General features: G+C 46.1%; 14 protein-coding genes and 1 pseudogene. 3 read left to right on the forward strand and 12 right to left on the reverse strand.

Going from position 1 to position 17,657, the window contains the following annotated elements; genetic code table 11:
* Window positions 1-10: 10 nt before the first annotated feature.
* The 3 genes from pdsS to F0261_RS05790 all read left to right on the forward strand — a co-directional run bounded on the left by pdsS (window position 11) and on the right by F0261_RS05790 (window position 4,403).
* Window positions 11-2,179: a proteobacterial dedicated sortase system histidine kinase gene (gene pdsS, locus F0261_RS05780; RefSeq protein ID WP_014980499.1), complete on the forward strand. Its 2,169-nt coding sequence runs from the start codon at window positions 11-13 to the stop codon at window positions 2,177-2,179.
* 227 nt (window positions 2,180-2,406) lie between these two features.
* Window positions 2,407-3,174, forward strand: coding sequence for a methylamine utilization protein (locus F0261_RS05785; protein ID WP_014980500.1), 768 nt, complete (start codon window positions 2,407-2,409; stop codon window positions 3,172-3,174).
* Entirely contained in the window at window positions 3,174-4,403 is a 1,230-nt protein-coding gene (locus F0261_RS05790; protein WP_014980501.1) for a hypothetical protein, read from the forward strand. Before F0261_RS05785 ends, F0261_RS05790 begins: the two co-directional genes overlap by 1 nt.
* 20 nt (window positions 4,404-4,423) lie before the next feature.
* Here the strand turns inward: F0261_RS05790 and F0261_RS05795 are convergent, their stop codons facing one another.
* The 12 genes and pseudogenes from F0261_RS05795 to F0261_RS05850 form a co-directional block, all read right to left on the reverse strand.
* Window positions 4,424-5,602, reverse strand: coding sequence for an energy transducer TonB (locus F0261_RS05795; protein ID WP_171337436.1), 1,179 nt, complete (start codon window positions 5,600-5,602; stop codon window positions 4,424-4,426).
* 51 nt (window positions 5,603-5,653) lie between these two features.
* Window positions 5,654-6,733, reverse strand: a complete 1,080-nt coding sequence (locus F0261_RS05800; RefSeq protein ID WP_014951013.1) for a CNNM domain-containing protein — start codon at window positions 6,731-6,733, stop codon at window positions 5,654-5,656.
* Between the two features lie 147 nt (window positions 6,734-6,880).
* Window positions 6,881-7,920: pseudogene (locus tag F0261_RS05805) on the reverse strand (permease).
* Window positions 7,921-8,191: 271 nt separating this feature from the next.
* The gene (locus F0261_RS05810; RefSeq protein WP_014951015.1) at window positions 8,192-9,883 is read right to left on the reverse strand and encodes a carbon starvation protein A; all 1,692 of its coding nucleotides are present in this window, start codon (window positions 9,881-9,883) and stop codon (window positions 8,192-8,194) included.
* A gap of 370 nt (window positions 9,884-10,253) precedes the next feature.
* Complete coding sequence (locus F0261_RS05815; protein ID WP_171337437.1) at window positions 10,254-11,651, reverse strand: flavodoxin domain-containing protein; 1,398 nt, start codon at window positions 11,649-11,651, stop codon at window positions 10,254-10,256.
* 112 nt (window positions 11,652-11,763) lie between these two features.
* Window positions 11,764-12,597, reverse strand: a complete 834-nt coding sequence (locus F0261_RS05820) for a DUF4198 domain-containing protein (protein ID WP_171337438.1) — start codon at window positions 12,595-12,597, stop codon at window positions 11,764-11,766.
* 55 nt (window positions 12,598-12,652) lie between these two features.
* Entirely contained in the window at window positions 12,653-13,183 is a 531-nt protein-coding gene (locus tag F0261_RS05825; protein ID WP_171337439.1) for a DUF2271 domain-containing protein, read from the reverse strand.
* Between the two features lie 46 nt (window positions 13,184-13,229).
* Window positions 13,230-13,829: a PepSY-associated TM helix domain-containing protein gene (locus F0261_RS05830; protein WP_039227019.1), complete on the reverse strand. Its 600-nt coding sequence runs from the start codon at window positions 13,827-13,829 to the stop codon at window positions 13,230-13,232.
* Window positions 13,830-13,973: 144 nt separating this feature from the next.
* Window positions 13,974-14,324 (reverse strand): DUF3325 domain-containing protein, encoded by a 351-nt coding sequence (locus tag F0261_RS05835; protein WP_171337440.1) that lies wholly within the window; start codon window positions 14,322-14,324, stop codon window positions 13,974-13,976.
* Window positions 14,321-15,937 (reverse strand): PepSY domain-containing protein, encoded by a 1,617-nt coding sequence (locus F0261_RS05840; RefSeq protein WP_253819197.1) that lies wholly within the window; start codon window positions 15,935-15,937, stop codon window positions 14,321-14,323. The genes F0261_RS05835 and F0261_RS05840 overlap by 4 nt, the downstream gene beginning before the upstream one ends.
* Window position 15,938: 1 nt before the next feature.
* Entirely contained in the window at window positions 15,939-16,241 is a 303-nt protein-coding gene (locus F0261_RS05845; protein WP_171337441.1) for a hypothetical protein, read from the reverse strand.
* Window positions 16,238-17,611, reverse strand: coding sequence for a tetratricopeptide repeat protein (locus F0261_RS05850; RefSeq protein WP_171337442.1), 1,374 nt, complete (start codon window positions 17,609-17,611; stop codon window positions 16,238-16,240). The genes F0261_RS05845 and F0261_RS05850 overlap by 4 nt, the downstream gene beginning before the upstream one ends.
* Window positions 17,612-17,657 lie beyond the last annotated feature (46 nt).

The following is a 17,657-nucleotide window of genomic DNA, read 5'->3' on the forward strand; positions in this document are numbered from 1 at the left end:
GACTAAAAACATGGGATTTCGCTTTTCAATACGCCTGCAGCTTATGGTGCTGTCGCTGTTCTTATTCACCATACCCTACTTAGGTTATAACTATGTGTGGGAGCTTGAACAGTATCTGCGAAACGGTCAAGAGCAAACCATGATTGGCACGGCGCGAGCTGTTGCCACTGCCCTCCACGAGCGTCCCGCTTTATTTGATAGCCAATCGGCGTATCTTCAAGACGTGCGCCCTGGAACAGATCTTTACGCGCCACCTATCCCGTCCCCCATTCGACTTGATGGCGAACTTAACGACTGGCAGCAAGTCAGCGAGTTAATGAGTGAGTATGGCAGTGGCGAAGTTATTGAGTACTACAATGGCTACGCGGGAGAACCTACCAGCTTATCGTTCAAGCATATGGTGGGGCGCTACGGTCAATTTTTGTATGCCATGTTTGAAGTCAGTGATGACGTACTGCTGTGGCGGCAACCCAATAGTTTAAGCGTGGAGACTGGCGACCACCTGCTTGTGGGCATGGAAACTCCACAGGGAGAATTAGCAAGGTATGTTGTCGCTCCTTATGAAAGTGGCTGGGTAAATGCGTACAAGCTGGCAGATAACACAACGACAACTCGGGCTGTAGAGAACGCGCTCTCTATTCAAGGCCGATGGCAAGAGACTGCCACGGGCTACAACATTGAACTGCGCTTTCCGCTATCTATGACCACAGGCGGCTTGGCATTTTCAATTGTCGATGTAGACGACAAGGCAAGTCGATTGAAGCAGTACGCGTTAGGTACGGCGAATACAAAAGAGCTCGCTGAATTAGGTACTGTTATCACCCCTTCCCCTGAAATCGAGCGTATTCTGGCAGGTTTAAAATATGCCGATTCACGGGTGTGGGTTGTAGATAAGCACAAACGGGTACTCGCTCGCGCTGGTGACATTCAATCGGCCACAGGCATTGAGGTAGATGAAAAAGAAACCTCTTCAAATGCAATTTGGCACTGGGTTGAAAGTGAGTGGTTACTTCCACTTTATTATCAGATTCTTACGCGGCCACCTGCCGACTTTATTGACGAGCTAGACGATGCTTATGCATTGGTAGGGCAGGATTTAGGCACGGCGCTGAATGGCCAACCCGATTCACTATGGCGTTTGTCACCCGATAATAAAGCCATAGTACTTTCCGCTGCCTACCCCATTTTTATTGAAGGCAACGTAATGGGTGCAGTTATTGTAGAGCAAACCACCAATGGTATTCGTACGTTGCGGAACCGGGCGTTAGAACAGCTCTTTCACGTGATTTTAGCGGTGATGACCATAGGTACATTAGGGTTACTGCTGTTCGCTACGCGAATTTCAAACCGCATTCGGTCCCTTCGCGATAACACCGAAGCGGTGATAGATGATAATGGCAAAATCATTGGAACCCTGCCGGTATCCAATCAGCGTGATGAAATTGGTGATTTATCCCGTTCATTTGCGGATGTGCTTTCGCGGTTACAGCAGTACAACTCCTATTTAGAAAACATGGCATCCCGCTTGTCTCACGAACTTAGAACGCCCATTGCCGTGGTAAAATCGTCGCTGGATATGCTGACTCAGGTGGATGATGCCGACCAACAAGCTGTTTTTGTTGAGAGGGCGCAATCAGGGGTGAACCGCCTAAGCACCATATTAAATAGTATGAGTGAAGCCACCCGATTAGAGCAGGCCATTCAACAAGAAGATTTAGAGCCATTCGACTTAGTTAAGGTGATATCTGGGTGTATTGCTGGTTACGAACATGCCTATAGCCATCGACGCTTTAGTTTTACCCACAATGCTGATACTGCGCGCATACTTGGCTCACCCGAACTTACTGCGCAAATGTTCGATAAAATTATCGCTAACGCCGTAGATTTCAGTGAAAAAGAAAGTGAAATCCAAGTCAGTATTACGGTTAAGGACAAGCAAGCTGAGTTAACCATTAGTAATACCGGGCCGCTTCTTCCTGAAGGAATGAGGTCTCAGTTGCTTCAGTCTATGGTGTCGGTGAGAAAAGAAAACGATGTGCAAAATGCCTCTTCACCGCACTTGGGGCTGGGACTTTATATTGCCAACATCATAATGACCTTCCACAAAGGTCAGTTATCTTTATTCAATCGGAAGGATAGTACAGGTGTCGTCGTCAGCGCGCGCTTTCCTTTGATGTAAATGAATGAAAAAAACGCCCAACTCGGTCTATAGTTAGAGTCTAATAAACTTTGCTACATCGATAGCGAAAGCCGAGCTCATACCTTATACCAGTCCGCATAGGTTATTATCTATACGGATTGGTATTAAATAGGCTATACGTAGTCATATGCTTTCGTGTCAACAATGGACGCATAGCGCTTTGTCTTTCTGTCTAAGGCTAAAGCCATTATAAAGAATGAATTACAATGCCAAAAAACAACTCGTTATTGATTAAATCCATGTCATTTGCGCTTTCTATTTTCTTTACTCCTCATCGAAGGACGAGCACGTTCAACATAACTAGTTTCATCACAGGTACATTCACATCGAGCGCTCTCTTACTAGCCGGCGCGACACTTTCATGGGCACATGCCGCTGAGACATCCTTATCAGCAACGCCAAGCATTTCGATATACGTTAGCGACGCCAATGGGGAGCCTGTGAAAGATATGGTGTTAACCCTAACGCCTAACTTTACGCTTGCATCAACACCACAGCGTGAAGAAGAGCCCGCCATAATGAATCAAATCGATAAACAATTTGCACCTCACGTGCTTGTTGTTCAATCAGGCACAGATATTTCGTTTCCAAACGCAGATAATCTTTTTCATCACGTGTATTCTTTTTCACCTACAAAACAGTTTGAGCTAAAACTCTACAAGGAGTTTACCGCTGAACCGCTTCGCTTTGAGCAAGCTGGTATTGTAGATATTGGCTGCAATATTCACGACTGGATGCTGGGCTATATTGTGGTAACCGACAGTCCATTTTTCGCAAAAACCGATGAAGAAGGCGTAATGAATGTTTCACTTCCGGTAGGCGAGTACAGTGTTATGACCTGGCACCCGCAGCAACCTGATGTGAAACTATTCAACAGCTCAACATTGCATATCACCAACTCACAAGAATACAAATTTGTTCTTGATGCAGTTTTCAGTGACGATGACTTCGACGAAGGATTTGGCGATTATTAATGCGTAATGTCTTTGCCTTAACCGTCTGCTTGCTTTGCACGAGTTTAGCACTTCAGGTTCACGGAGAAACCAAGGCCCTAGTAAGAACAAGCTTTGTGGCAAAAGATGATTCGCGAAGCTTTCAGCAAATGGGAACCGGCCATCAGCGTTATGAAAGTAACGGCATACAGCTTTCTCATGCCCTAGTGACAGCTGACTTTAAGTTAGCAGATAGTTGGTCAGCGGTTGGCGTAATTAATGGCTATAGCGATGGGGAACAAAAGGTTGGATTCTCCGAGCTTTATTTAAAATATCGCCCGTTAGTCGCATCCAGCATAAAGCCTGAAGTAAAAATAGGGGCATTTTTTCCCGCTCTCTCAGCGGAAAATACCGACGCGGGTTGGTTATCGCCTCATTTTCTGAGTAACTCAGCAATTAATAGTTGGGTGGGTGAAGAACTAAGAACGGGCGGCATCGAAGTAAGTCTACGACAAAATGGCAGGCAAATAAGAAGCCACTGGTCATGGAAAGTATTGGGCAGCGTATTCAAAGGTAACGATTCCACCGGCACTCTGCTTTCTTGGCGAGGGTTTGCCCTTCACGACAGGCAGTCCGTTTATAATGATCGCGTAAACCTCCTCCCCATTCCAGGCGTCGTCGATGAAGATAAGTTAAACTCACCGGCATGGACGGAACCCTTCAGGGAAATTGACAATCGGTTTGGGTACTACGTAGGAGCTCACTTAGCTTATGCTAGAAAGGCCGAGTTGCGTTATTACTATTACGACAATAATGCAGACCCGAACATTGTTGACCCAGACCGCATTTATGCCTGGCATACGCGTTTTCATTCATTAACACTGCGATATTTACCACGGCCTGGGTTAACGGTGTTTTCTCAAGTGCTAATAGGTGACACTTTGATGGGAGAGCATATCGTAGACAACGGTTTTTCCAGTGCGTATATCGGTGCGGCATACAACCTAAAGCAATTAGGCTGGGAAGATTTAACTTTAGCCATGCGTGGGGACTGGTATCAGGTGATAGATAACGATGATGTTATGTATGACCCGAATGGGAGCAGAGGTAACGCCTTTACCGTTAGCGTAAGGTACGACATTACCGCTTATTTATCCGTTAGCACAGAGTGGCAATTAAATTCAGGGCATCAGGAGAATTTGCGTTTTTTCCAATCCGACGAGGACTATAGAGAGCAACTATTTCAACTGGCGTTCACTGTAACTCTGTAGCGAAGCGACTGTTGTTCGTCCTACCCTTTCGCCACTTCAATTAAATCAAACTTTGTTTCGCTGTCACCTTTCACCATCACCTGACACTGTCCCCAAGAGTTTGGAATTTGCCAGACATGCGCTTCGGCAACCGTGAATTTTTCTCGATGAGTATCACAACGGACTTCAACGGTATCAAGCTCGCCTTGGATGTTGCCAAAAGCAAACTTATTTCGCACAAGAGTATGGAACCAATTCCCATCACTTCCTATCGTTACGGGCACGGTTAAGTTTTGCTCAGATGCAATAGATTCTTCAATCTGACTAATTAGCGGCGCGATCTCGCCAATACGCGTTTCTTGCGCTTCCATGTCTTGAAGTGTGGTGTAGGATTTTAATGCTTCTGCATAATACCCGCGCTGAGCATCGAGTATGATTTTTCTTTGAAGGGCGTATGCCACATAATCTTCATCAAACACCATGTTATTGAAGCGCTTACTACCGTTGCTGGCAAGTAATCGCGTTAGGCTTTGCGCTTCCCTCTCTACGTCGCCTTGTTTGCTCGCTATATGAGACTCCAAGTTTAGCAACCACGTATTTTCATAGCGGTTTAGCGTATCCCAGCCTAGAAGCTCTTTAAGTGCTTCATCAGCCGCGTCAACATCACCCGCATTAAAGCGCTCGTCTGCGTCTTTATAAGCTTTAATAAATTTGCGTGTGGCACCGCTTTTTCCGCTTATAGCGAAATCCATTTGGACTGCTTGATGACACTGCTGGGTAGGTTCGCCATCTTTGATCGCGGGATTATACTGCCATTTCTTAACCGCTGACAGTGCACTGCGTTTGAACGAAGGGCTTCCAAAGAAGTCTTCTACAACAGGGTCTTTCACTCTGCCTTCTTCGTCGATAACGTAGCTTAGCCTAACCCAACCTTCTCGGCCTTTTCTAATGGCTTGAGATGGGTATTTAGGGTCGATACGTTTCAAAGGCGTCGCTGGTGTAAATGCACTTATGCGCTCTACTTCATCAGCTTTCGATTCAGAGAGCGCTTTTTCTTCAAGATCATCACATGGGATACTCAGTTCCTGTGCAGCTGCACTTGCCGTGAAACCTGTCGCGAGCAAAGCCGCTAAAACGAGCGATGGTTGGATTCGCTTAACAATATTTTCGCGGGCTGAATATTCTGTTCTCAATGCTTTTTTCCATAAATCCTGTTTCATATTTATCATCCTTAATAATGGCTAAACATTACGAGTGAATTGGCGCTAATTCTATTTTTTAGACGAACTCTCAAGTGACGCATCGGGTACGTTTTTGATCATCATTTGTTCTTTGCGTTTCATCATCATCTTGGCAAGCCTACGCATGCTCACCGTGGTGTCTTTTTCATCTACGATATCGACACCTAGCAAGCGTTCGAGCAGGTCTTCTAGCGTAAGCACCCCTTCTAAACCGCCGTACTCGTCAACCACCAGTAACATATGCACGTGCTTATTGATGAAGTGCTCAAAGGTGACTGACAGCGGCATAGTGTTTAACACGGTAACCATATCTTTTGCGTATTCAGAGAGCGGCTTATCAGTGTTACCTCTGGCTTGTGCCACCAATAAATCAGAACGCATCACAAAGCCGGTAATGTTTTCTGAGTCGCTGTCTTCAAACACAGGGATACGAGAAAATTCTATATTGGCGTGCTTGTGGAAAAAGCCTTCTACCGTCATCGACTCCGACACTTTAAATAGCGCCGTGCGGTGGGTAATCGCATCTTTCACTTTCAGCTCGTGCAAACTTAACAAGCTTTGCAGAAACGCCGCTTCGTGATTCGCTAGCTGACCTTCTTGCCCCGACAACTCTGCCATGGCGTGTAGCTCACTACGGCTTAACCCGCGAAGTGGGCTGTCTTCTTTAAAGCCTTTCGTCATTAGCTCAGACATTTTAACGAACGGCATAAGTACAATTGAAAGGTATTTAAGAAAATATGCGGTTACTGGCGCTAGTGTTCGCCAATAGGTTGCACCAAGTGTTTTAGGGATAATCTCAGAAAAAATAAGAATAAGGAGTGTAAGGACTGCTGAAATAACGCCTAGATAGGCGTCACCAAATACTGCTGCCGCTTGCGCACCTGCCCCGGCAGCCCCCATAGTATGAGCAATAGTGTTCAGCGTTAATATTGCTGATAAAGGCGTATTTATATTATCGGTTTGCTTACGTAGTAGCGCACCACTGGCTTTGCCCTCTTTCTCTAAAACAGAGATATAAGCGGACGAAACACTCAGAATCACAGCCTCTGCAATGGAGCACAAAAAAGAAAAGCCCAGTGCAATGAAGACGTACACAATAAGTAAAAGCATGTAGTTATTCCAAGCGTCCTTGTAGGTTTAAACGCGTTTTAATTTTAATAAGTTGAACGACTATTATGGATAATAGAGCGGGATATACAAGCGCTCTATGAATATCATTTGAGCGCTTTATTATGAAAGGCATCCGCTGGGCTACTGTTAGCCGCAGCACGCCGAATGTTGCTCTTGGTTATGACGGTGTTGCTGCAGCTTTTTCAGACCCAGCCTTAACATTAACCCCGCCAATAAAATCGCGCATAGCCCATAAATCACTTGAACGTCTGCACCGTGCTCATGAACATGGCTTTGCGTTTTGATCATAGAGGCTAAAGAAAACGAAGATACTAGGTAGTTCAGTGCGTAACCAAAACCAATACTCGCAGAGATAACACTGAAAAGGTAAAGCACTAACGTTCGCGTGCCCATTTCTTGTTTGATCATTCCCATCGTTGATACGTTAGTGGCGGGACCACGCCATCACCCCATTGCGTTAAAAAGTCGGTGGGTACCCACGTTTTAATTGCCGCGGCAAGTGCTAATCCAACTAGTAACCATATCACAATGTCTTCAAGTAACTTGCCACTGGCGTATGAAAGCACGCTTGAGACTTTCGAAGGCGAAGACTCGTGTTTAGGCTTGTCTGTACTTTCGTGGTTATGAGCATGTGTTTTTTCGCTTGAACAACAGGACGTGCTGGCCTGTATTTGCGGCTCAGGTTTAGGTGCTTGCTTTGAACCACAGCACGATGACTGCGTCGCCTCTGATTGTCGTTGTTGAGCCTCTTCTGCTTCTGCGAAAAAACGCACCATCAATCCAGCATAAATAGCACTTGTAATGGCCGCGATAGGTCTAACAATGGCATACAACGGTCCAAGCAATGCGTAGGACACAGAAACACTGTCTACGCCAGTCTCGGGCGTAGACACTAAAAATGAGATAGTTGAAGATTTAGATGCACCGCTACGTCTAAGCCCAAGTGCCGCTGGGATAACGCCGCAAGAGCACAGAGGTAAAGGCGCACCAATAACCGCGGCCTTTGTAATTGAGCCAAACGATGAACTGCCCATGTGCTTTTCCAAAAACGAAACGGGTACCAATTCGTGCATGATACCCGCCACCAGCAAACCGAGAAGTAACCAAGGCGCGGATTCAACGAAAAGTGCTAGGAAATTTTGTCCAAGTAAAATGATTTCTGACACAAAGCCTCACAGGTTATTTTGTTGAAAGGTCACTTTGAAGAACGTGGCTTTTGACAACAAAAATAACGGTGTTTTAGAACGGTAAGTATAATAACAGATATGCTGTATGACAGAAAATCAGCAAAACTGATTAACCTGATTTATGCGAGTGCGTTTTGCTTTTAAAGGAAAGAAAAATGGCCAGCACAAATGCACTGGCCGAATGTTGACTATCTCGAAAGTGTGATTTTAAACCACGAGGTCAACCATGAAAGTTTTTGTCGCTAGTGAATTATCCGTTGGCTTGCTCTTTTTTAAGCTTTGATTCCTTTTTGAGTTTTGACACCACAGAAAAAGCTTCAAGCATAACAAGCACAGACACAATAAGTACTACTGCGTCTAAGAACACCAATAGATAGTTACCTTCAACGTAGTATTCTTTAAGTTTAATAAGCCCAGCAAAGAAGGCCATAATCAGTACAAACACCATTGGAATCAGCGTATATTTCGCTGGTCGACCTAATTTAATCAGCATAACCGAGATTACTAACAGGGTTAAACTGGCTAGTATCTGGTTAGTAGAACCGAATAACGGCCAAATAATCATACCGCCACTGCCTGACGCACCACCTGCACCGAAGGCCAGTAATAAACAACATCCAACAGCTACGAGCGTTGCAACCACGCCGTTCTTAAGTGCACCAATTGAATAGATATCGCCCCATTCTTGGATTATGTAGCGCTGCAGACGCACACCCGAATCCATGGTGGTGCCAGCAAATAGAACAACCATTACCGCAAGGATCGTTGACGAGAAATCTACCGGCAACCCCCAACCCTGCTGAATTAGGTTCGCACCACCAGTGATAAATGCACCCACGCTACCCGCACCCAAATGGCTGTATACTTCGTGCCATTCTTCTGGAGAAGCTGCAAACGCAACGCCGCTCACAGCGACAATGGTAATAAGTGCCAGTGAACCTTCACCGACCGCGCCTAGGTAACCAACAAAGCGTGCATCGGTCTCTTTGTCTAGCTGCTTAGAGCTGGTACCTGAAGACACAATACCGTGGAAACCAGAAACAGCGCCACACGCTATAGTAACGAACAACAGCGGGATAAGACTTGGAGAATCGACAGCGGTTTGAGCGTTAAATGCTGGCGCCGTGATATCCGGCATAGCAAAGAACACTGCACCATAAAGCAGGAACAAGCCAACAAGTAACTGCATACCGTTAATGAAATCACGAGGCTGTAACAGCATCCAAACTGGTAACAGCGATGCAATAGCGGCGTAAATAAATAAGATAATGATCCAATTTGCTTTATCTGCTAAACCAAACATGGTTTCCGGCAGACTTAGTGGGATATAGCTGCCCGCATACACCGATGCGTAAAGCACAATAATCCCCACAATACACAAGGGTATGAGGCTGAAATTACGTTTAAGCAATTGACCTATGACTAATGCAACTGCGATTGCCATCCAAGCTGGAAATACCGCATTGGGTTGGGAGACAAAAGAGTTCGCGATAACCACGCCAAATACCGCGTTAACCATTAAGAGTACTAGGAAGATAACTATCATAAATAGTGAACGAGAGCGTTTTCCGATGACGGTCTCAGACAGCGCGCCCATTGATTTGCCTTTGTGGCGTGCGCTGGCCCATAAGGCGCCCATATCGTGCACACCGGCAAACAATATCGTACCGAACACAACCCAAAGTACCGCAGGAACCCATCCCCAGTAGACAGCAATCGCTGGACCCACGATGGGTGCTGCCCCCGCCACGGAAGTGAAATGGTGCCCCCACAATACAACTTTATTGGTGGGAACATAGTCCACCCCATCTTTCATTGTATGGGCTGGTGTTACAAAACTATCATCCAACTTAAATATACGGCTCGCAATAAACTTCGAATATACGAACCAACCGAGCAACATTCCGATGATGCCCAGTATAACAATGGCAATAGACTGCATACTGTCGTCCTAATTTGTTTTATCGACAGGCCCTAGGGCCTATTGTTCTTTGGTGTACGAATTTTGGTTTAAACGTACAACAAAGGTCAGCAGCCCCTAGCCTGTTGATTTTCTTATTTTCAGTTCAAACATTACACCAATTATCGGTGGCGAAAGGTCATACCTGAATAAGAAAACACCTATTTAAGGTATGCCCACCGTACTGTTGCGCATATTTAAACATGCGACAAGGCAAGGGCCTGACACATTAGACTAAAGTCTAACTCAAAGTTTGGGATTTAGCTGTGGGGCTTTTGAGGTTTATTAGCGATGATTCAGCGGTGAAACAGGAAAGCGTAAAACAGACATTAGTTGCCTGCTGTTCTCCACATTAGTAAAGGTCGCGGTGATAACGTCCTTCGTCAGCTAACGTATTGTAGGCTTGCGCTTCAAGTATGGACTGCAAAGCCATGTCAACGCCTTGGCCCATTCCCTCAAAATGCCCACAAACGTATACTTGTCCGGTATCGCCTAAGAAGGATTTGACCTCATCTCGCTGCTCAACAAGACGCTGTTGAACATAACCACCACCTTTCTGTCGGGAGAAAATCACTGACTTTTTAAAAATACAGTCACTATTCTGGAAAGGCGATAGCGTTTTATCAAGCACATCATCTTGCATGGGATGACGTTCGCCAAAAAATATCCAAACTGGCCCAGCGTTCTCAAGCAATGCGCGTTTTGCAAGCTGAGCTCGTACCCCCGCAATGCCGCTACCCGCAGCAATTAATAACAATGGGCACTGAGTATTAGTAATAATAGCGCTGGTATTTTTCCGAATGTAGGCCTGTACTGGCTGAGATACAGGTAAAGAACGGGTAAGTAATCCAGAACCTAGCCCAAGTTGGCCGTTGTCTTTAACCAGCTGTCGAACTACGAGCTTTACGTCGTGTTCTTGTGGTACCGACGCAATGGTGTAGCTTCGGCTTACAATCGGTGACTGCCCTTGCTGAGGAATAAGGACTTCCAACACGTCTCCCGCTTCCCATTGTTCATGTAATTCTTGTGTATGGTTAGAATGGTCAACGTTCAAAGACAAGCCGAACAGGCCTGGCGACGCTGGGTTTGAAGGTTTGCTCTCAGAGTGGTCAGAGGGTTCGTTTGAAGTCTCGCCAGAAGCTAGACTTATTTCATTTAATTGAACCCGGTTTTTCAGCGTGAAAGCATGGGTGGGGTGCTGTTCATCCTGTGGCAACGAACCAAGCAAAGACAAATGCTCACCTTTCCCTGAATCTAATGTCGTTAGCGGAGAAAGCGCACGTGCTCCTAGTGCACTGATATTATCAAACAACGTGACTGCGAATTGGCAAAACGCGGCGTATTGCTTATCGCCTAATCCCACCACTTCAAAAGACAGATGGGAAAGGTAATCAGATTGATTCGACGACGCTTTTTTTAGCGCTTTACTAAAGGTTCTACCCGCATCAGGGGGCTCGCCTTCACCGTAGGTACTCACAACAAAAATGACTTTCGACACACTACTTAACGTGTTGAGTTTCAAAGATGCCATGGACACGACCGACGTTTGCTCTTGCTGTGATAGCGCCGCGGCCTTTGCGCGGGCAATTTTTTCAGCCGTACCGGTTTGGCTTGCGTATACGACAAGGGTCTCCTCGCCTGATACCGCATAGTTGTTTTTCTTTCGATGTTTAAAAAATAACACCGCTACCCACAGCATATACAGGCCAATGCTTACTATTGCTATGAGTAGACGGTGTGTTTCTGTCATGTGCTTAACTTTTATGCCGTTGTATTGAGATGGCTAGAGACTTAAGAGGCTGTTGCTCTGTGAGTATTCAAAGAACGTTTACAGCCCCTAGCTGCGAAATAACGTACGGTTATTACAGCGGAAGTACTTCAAATGTGCCTGAGTAGCTACCGTTACGAGACGTTGCAGGCTTTTGCGCTTTATCGTCTTCATAGCCAATTTCTACAAAGTACATACCGGCTTGCGGCCATGTAATTTCAATCTGACCATTCTTGTCAGACGTGACTTTAATCGTTTCCTGATCATTTCTGTAGCGCATACCACCGCGCACAACTTCCACCTCGGCGCCAACCGCAGGCTCACCGTCAATAAGTAACTTAAACGTTGCCGTTTCGGTGGCGAACAAATCATTAGGGTGAGTCACTGGCACTAGTTCTAAGCCCACATTTTCAGGCGTAAATACTTTACTCGATGGCGCACCAAGAGTAACAAACGTTTCTACGCGGCGAGAGCTTTGCATTACGCGGAGATCTTTTGCTTTCTTAGGCACGGCTGTTGCGAACTCTTCCGGCTTATATTCTTCACCACGGCCCGGCCACATCTTGCGCTTGCCTTCTTCATCTCGCCAAAATGCGCGAATACCATTGCTGGCAGACGTCAGTTTGTATGTACCTTCTTTGTTTAATTTCAAATCGAACGTGGTTCGGTACTTACCGCGTGCCATATTTTCTACGTCTACGGCTTCACCTTCTGGCGATTGAACCACTAAGTTACTGGCGTTCATTGCGAAGTGGTCAGGGTGAAAAATAGTATTTGAAATAGCAGCATCAAACGTCACGTAAGCTTCTTCACCTGATAGTACGGTAGAGCTTGGAAGTAACCACGCGCGATGCGCACTGGCTGAAAATGACACGGCAAGTGTTGCTGCTAGCGCAATGGCTGAAGCTTTTACTGATAGTTTTTTCATAATGTCCTCTTATTGGATCTCTACTGAGTGAGCGTTGAATTAGCGCCTCAGCAGATTAGTCTTCCAGACGCAGTACTACACGCCCAAGTTCTGAATTTCCTTTCACCTCTACCGGTAGTGACGCAGCAGATAGCGGTAATGAAAATGGCAGAGACAGTACTTCTCTTCCGCCTACTTCTCGTGATGCCTCAACGCGAAGCGTGTAATCGCCCTCTGGCAGTTCTGCTAACGCTTTATTTAGCTGCGAATCAATACTGTAATCGCCTGGGCCTTTTGTTGCACTGGTAAGTCCGTCATAAGGCAAATCAAGGCTTCGCCCACCACGACGCCACCATTGGCGCAAGTCTTTAAGCCACTCTTTCCCTTTGTCTTCACGCATTTCAACGTCGTACCATACGGCGACTTGAGTAGCCTTGCGTTTACTGTCTTCAATCCACACGGCAAGATAAGGTTTGTGATATTCAGCCACATCAAGTTGCGGTAAGGCCACGTCAAGTTTGGCTTGGCTTGCCGCGTGAATAGCGCCAGAGGCAAATGCCATACTTAATAAAGTCGATGCGATAACTGCGCCTTTTCGCATTTTCATGTAAACACTCCTTAAAATTGTGTAGGTAAGTGCCACTAGCGTCGCGCTAGTGCACAAACAGTAAAATAATGACAAACGGGATGAGCACACCGAGCGTAGTAATGGGCCAAGTAGACGCGCGCGTTTTCGAGTGACGCATTAATAGTTGCAGCCCAGTTACGCTAAAAATAATGCAGGCAACAGCGAAGATATCGATAAACCAGCGCCAGGCATTTCCCGTATTCCGCCCTTTATGCAGGTCATTGAAATAAGATATCCATCCTCTATCAACGTTTTCATAAGTCACTGTGCCAAGTTCAGCATCTACTGCTATCCAACTGTCAGCACCGGGTCCAGGCCAAGCGGCATAAAATTCAATACCATCCCACTCTCCCGTCACCGATGAAGGTAGTGAAATACCCTCTTGCGACTGCATAAACGCGACGAGTTCGCTTGGAATGGCTATGTCACCGGTGTCCAGAGAAACCAATTGTTCGACAACCAACGGTGGTAAGCTTGATTCAGCTGACGTTACAGTTCTGTTCGCTGGAATGTCTGCAGCGTGATTTAGCGTAATCCCCGTTAGGGCAAATAACATCATCCCGACGAGACAGACTGCGCCACTAATCCAGTGCCATTGGCGGATGCCGCCTAAAGAAAAACTCATAATTTCGTTGCTAACTCTCTGTACTACTCGGTGATATTGATTAATTCAACGGGCTAAATAATACAGATATTTCCACCCTTTTCAATGTAAATGAGATTTATTCTCATTATTGTATTTTTTGCTCAACAACCTTTAAGTATTGCTTCACTTTTCGCGTAAACGAGGCCCCCAAACAGCGACAAGCAATAGGTAATTACACACCACGGTGTAAAGGGTAGGTAAATAGGTAAACGTTGCTGAAACCATTACGCTTGCAAGCTGTAAAAGCCCTATCCATACCACCACGCCAATTTCGGTCTTCCACACGTCTATGCAGTTCATGAGGCTTATTGCCATAAGCAAATACGCTAAACTATGAAGCACAATCAAAAGTAATGGTGAAGGTGTGCTGGTCAACCGGGTGATACCGGCATGCTTCTTGTTGCCAAGCGAGAGTAGTAAGAAACTCAAATAAATAAGCACAAATGCGAACACCACATCCAGAATGATACTCATATTAATGCCTCGCTGTTGTCACCTTGCGGCTTATCTTGGCGAGCTTTGTCTTTTCGCTTAGGTGACGGTGTGCTTTTCACCCGTTTTGCTTTCACGGCTTTAGCTTTTTGGACGTGGTAAGCAGCATAGCCGAGTACTGCCGCAAGTGTTATGCACATAAGGTCAAAACCCACTCTCAGGCTATCACCATTTGCAACCGCGAAATCTAAGCCTGTTGCTGATGTGAGGTGGTCAAGCAAAGGGACAAGCGCAAACAACACTGCTGCAAAGCCAAGTTGAATTACCCACCCTTTTTTGTCTCGCCAAATAAACCCTGCAACCACACACACCAGCCATATTGCGAAAAAGACCTTAATTTCCCATAAGCTTCGAGACGTTAGATCAGCAGGAAGTAGTCTATTTACCCAAAAGTAGCCACCGGTCGCACACATTAATCCTGCAATGCTTCCTATATTACTGCCTCTGACCAATTCAAAACCAAACTCTCCAAGCTGCTGCTTTGCCCGTTTCACTACCCACAAAACAGAGCCCGTTCCCACCATAATGGTACCCAGAATACCGGCAAAAAATAGTAACCAGCGAGTGAGGGTATCGGCGAAGCGCGCTTGATGTAGCATATCCAAATAGTTATACGTCGCCTGGCTGGCGTTAGCGGCTACTGAGGCTGGGCGCTCGTTAATGACTTCGCCTTGTGCGTTAAATACCAGCGCACTACTTCCTCCACGCCCCGCACTTAACTGCGTTCTGTTGTTTCCACTTAGCGTAAACTGAGCGTTAGCTTCACCCGGGTGAGTAATAGAAAGGCTTTCAACCGGCACCTGCCATGTGCGCTCAGCGTGAGCAATCATCGAAGAGATGGGTAAGGCCAATAAGGCATTAATGTCTGGTGAAGCTAGATTTTGCTGCTGCACATTCTGGCGTACTTCTGTACCTTGAGGACGGTGCCGCACGCGCTCCTCGCTGTTAAAAGGCAATAGCGTGGCGCCTAATAGAATCAAACCAGAAAAGGTGATCATGATATGAAATGGTAGTGCTAATACCGCACTTATGGCGTGCCCATCTATCCAGCTCAGCAGCTTCTTCTTTGGCCTGAACATAAAGAAATCGGCAAAGATTTTTCTGTGCATGATGACGCCGCTGATAATAGCAACAAACATCATCATACTGACTACGCCTACTATCCAGCGTCCAATGGTTCTGTCTATGCCGTATAACTCGAAATGAAAACGATAAAGGAAGTTGCCACCGGCCGTTTCCCTTACTTTTATCTCTTCACCCGTGGACGGGTTCAACATGACCCGTGGACCTCGACGACGCTCGTTACCTGCATTAGCGTCGCGCCACGACAAGTCGAGTGTATTCGAGCGCGCATCTGGTAGTGAGAGTTGCCATTCACTTGCATTGGGCGCATTGATCGCAAGATAACGTAAACCGTGCTCTAGCGCCTTTTCGCTGGGTACTGCGGCGTGTTGTTCTGGCTGCATCCAATAGGTTATTTCGGTTCTAAAAAACGACAGCGTACCGGTGAAAAAAATAGCAAAGAGTAACCAACCAACAAGTACCGAGCTCCAAGTATGAAGCCACGTCATAGACTTTCTGACATTCCCTTTCATGTTAAAGCCCTGTACTGACTGAATAAAGACATAAGGCTAACGCTGAGAGCGCTGTCATTACGATGGACGCCTTTTTCGTCGTATCAAAGATGAACGTAAAAAGGATAAAGGTGCAGTAAACACAAAAGAACAGCATTCTTACCAGCACTTCGTGTTCTCGTCCGTCAGCCCCTATAAAATTGGCGATAGCACTGCTTAGCCACGCTGAAAAAGCGTAGCCCAGTGCCACAGCAATCAGCGTTCTAAGTGCGACATCCAATCGTTCACGATTTATGGCGACGCGGTTTACCGTTTGGCTCTTCATATTGTGTTCTTCACTAGGTTTTCTAGTGACTGGATGTTGCCAAGTAAATCAGAACGGGATGGGTACGATTTATAGACTTGTCGTAAAAGCGTAAGTGCATCTTGGTACTGACGCTGATCTATGGCAATTTGCGCACGCCCGAGCATGGCGCGCTGTTTAACGTCGGCGAGTGACTCAGCTCGTAGATAGGTCATTTTGGCACGTTCGACGTTGTTCTGTTGACGATAAAGTGAAGCAAGAGACAACAGCGCCTCTCCATTGTCAGGGGCGTCAGCAATGGCTTTGGTTAACAGGGAAATTGCCGTTTTGCTTTGCCCTTTGCCCATGGCCAACTGAGCTTTAAGTACATTAAGCGTAGCTGCTTGAGAGGTCGTGAGCTTTTTCACATTGTTGTCGGCAGCTTGCGTTAATTTACCTAAATCAGACCACTGTTCATTAGCCGCTAAGTAAGCCGCTATTTTGGAGTAAGCGTCAAAGCCTTCCCCATCTTTGTCGGTAATGAAAGTCTTAGCATGGGTAGCCAGTATATCTGCTGCGCGCCGCGGGCTGCCGTCAGAAACGTGCAGTTTAGCCACTGAAATCAAATTCGACAGCGAGCGGTCACCTAAAGAAAGGGCAGTCTCTAAGCTGCTCAGCGCCTTTACCATGTCACCCTGCTTTAACGCTATTTGTCCCCGTTGGAGCCAAAGCTGCTGATTACTTTCATCATCTACCAACATTTCGCTTAGCAAGCTTTCCGCCTGTGCAAGTGCATTACTTTCAATAAGCGCGAACAATAAGCCTTGATACCATTGCTTGTTTTCAGGTTCGAGCATCAACGCATTTTGATAAGCACCAATAGCGGTGACAGGTTTGCCAAGCTGGACATTGGTATAGGCTAGCTGCCCGAAAAGTTGGGCATCTTGAATACCTAGTTCTACGCTTTTAGTTAAATGAGTGCGTGCTTTGGCCAATTTATCTGTCATTAAATACGCCATGCTCAAACTTCTGTGCGCCGATGGAAGATTTGGCATAGCGTCTATAACGTCTAACAGCACTTTTTCGGCAAGCGCGTAGTTCTTCTCATTCAATAGCACTTGTCCGTAAAGCTCACGCAAGCGTGGACTAAATTGAGAAATATCCTGGGTTGCAAATGCGCTGGCAACGTTTGAATAATTGCCTGCTTGCAAGTCGGCCTGAATGCGCCCGATAAACTCACCTTCTTCACGGGATATACGTTCACGATGATCATCTCTATGGTGCTGACGCAGGACAAACTGCCAATCGGGTTCTTCCAATTCCACCGTTATTTTTGCACTCACCGGCTTAACAAAAGCCAGCACGCTCACTACACAGCTGAGGACAGTTACGGCTGTAATCTTGTTTAACATTGTCACAATCAACCTCTAAATTCTTTAGCTTCCATTTCGCTTCATT

The organism is Alteromonas sp. 07-89-2, assembly GCF_013113925.1.
Lineage (GTDB): Bacteria > Pseudomonadota > Gammaproteobacteria > Enterobacterales > Alteromonadaceae > Alteromonas > Alteromonas macleodii.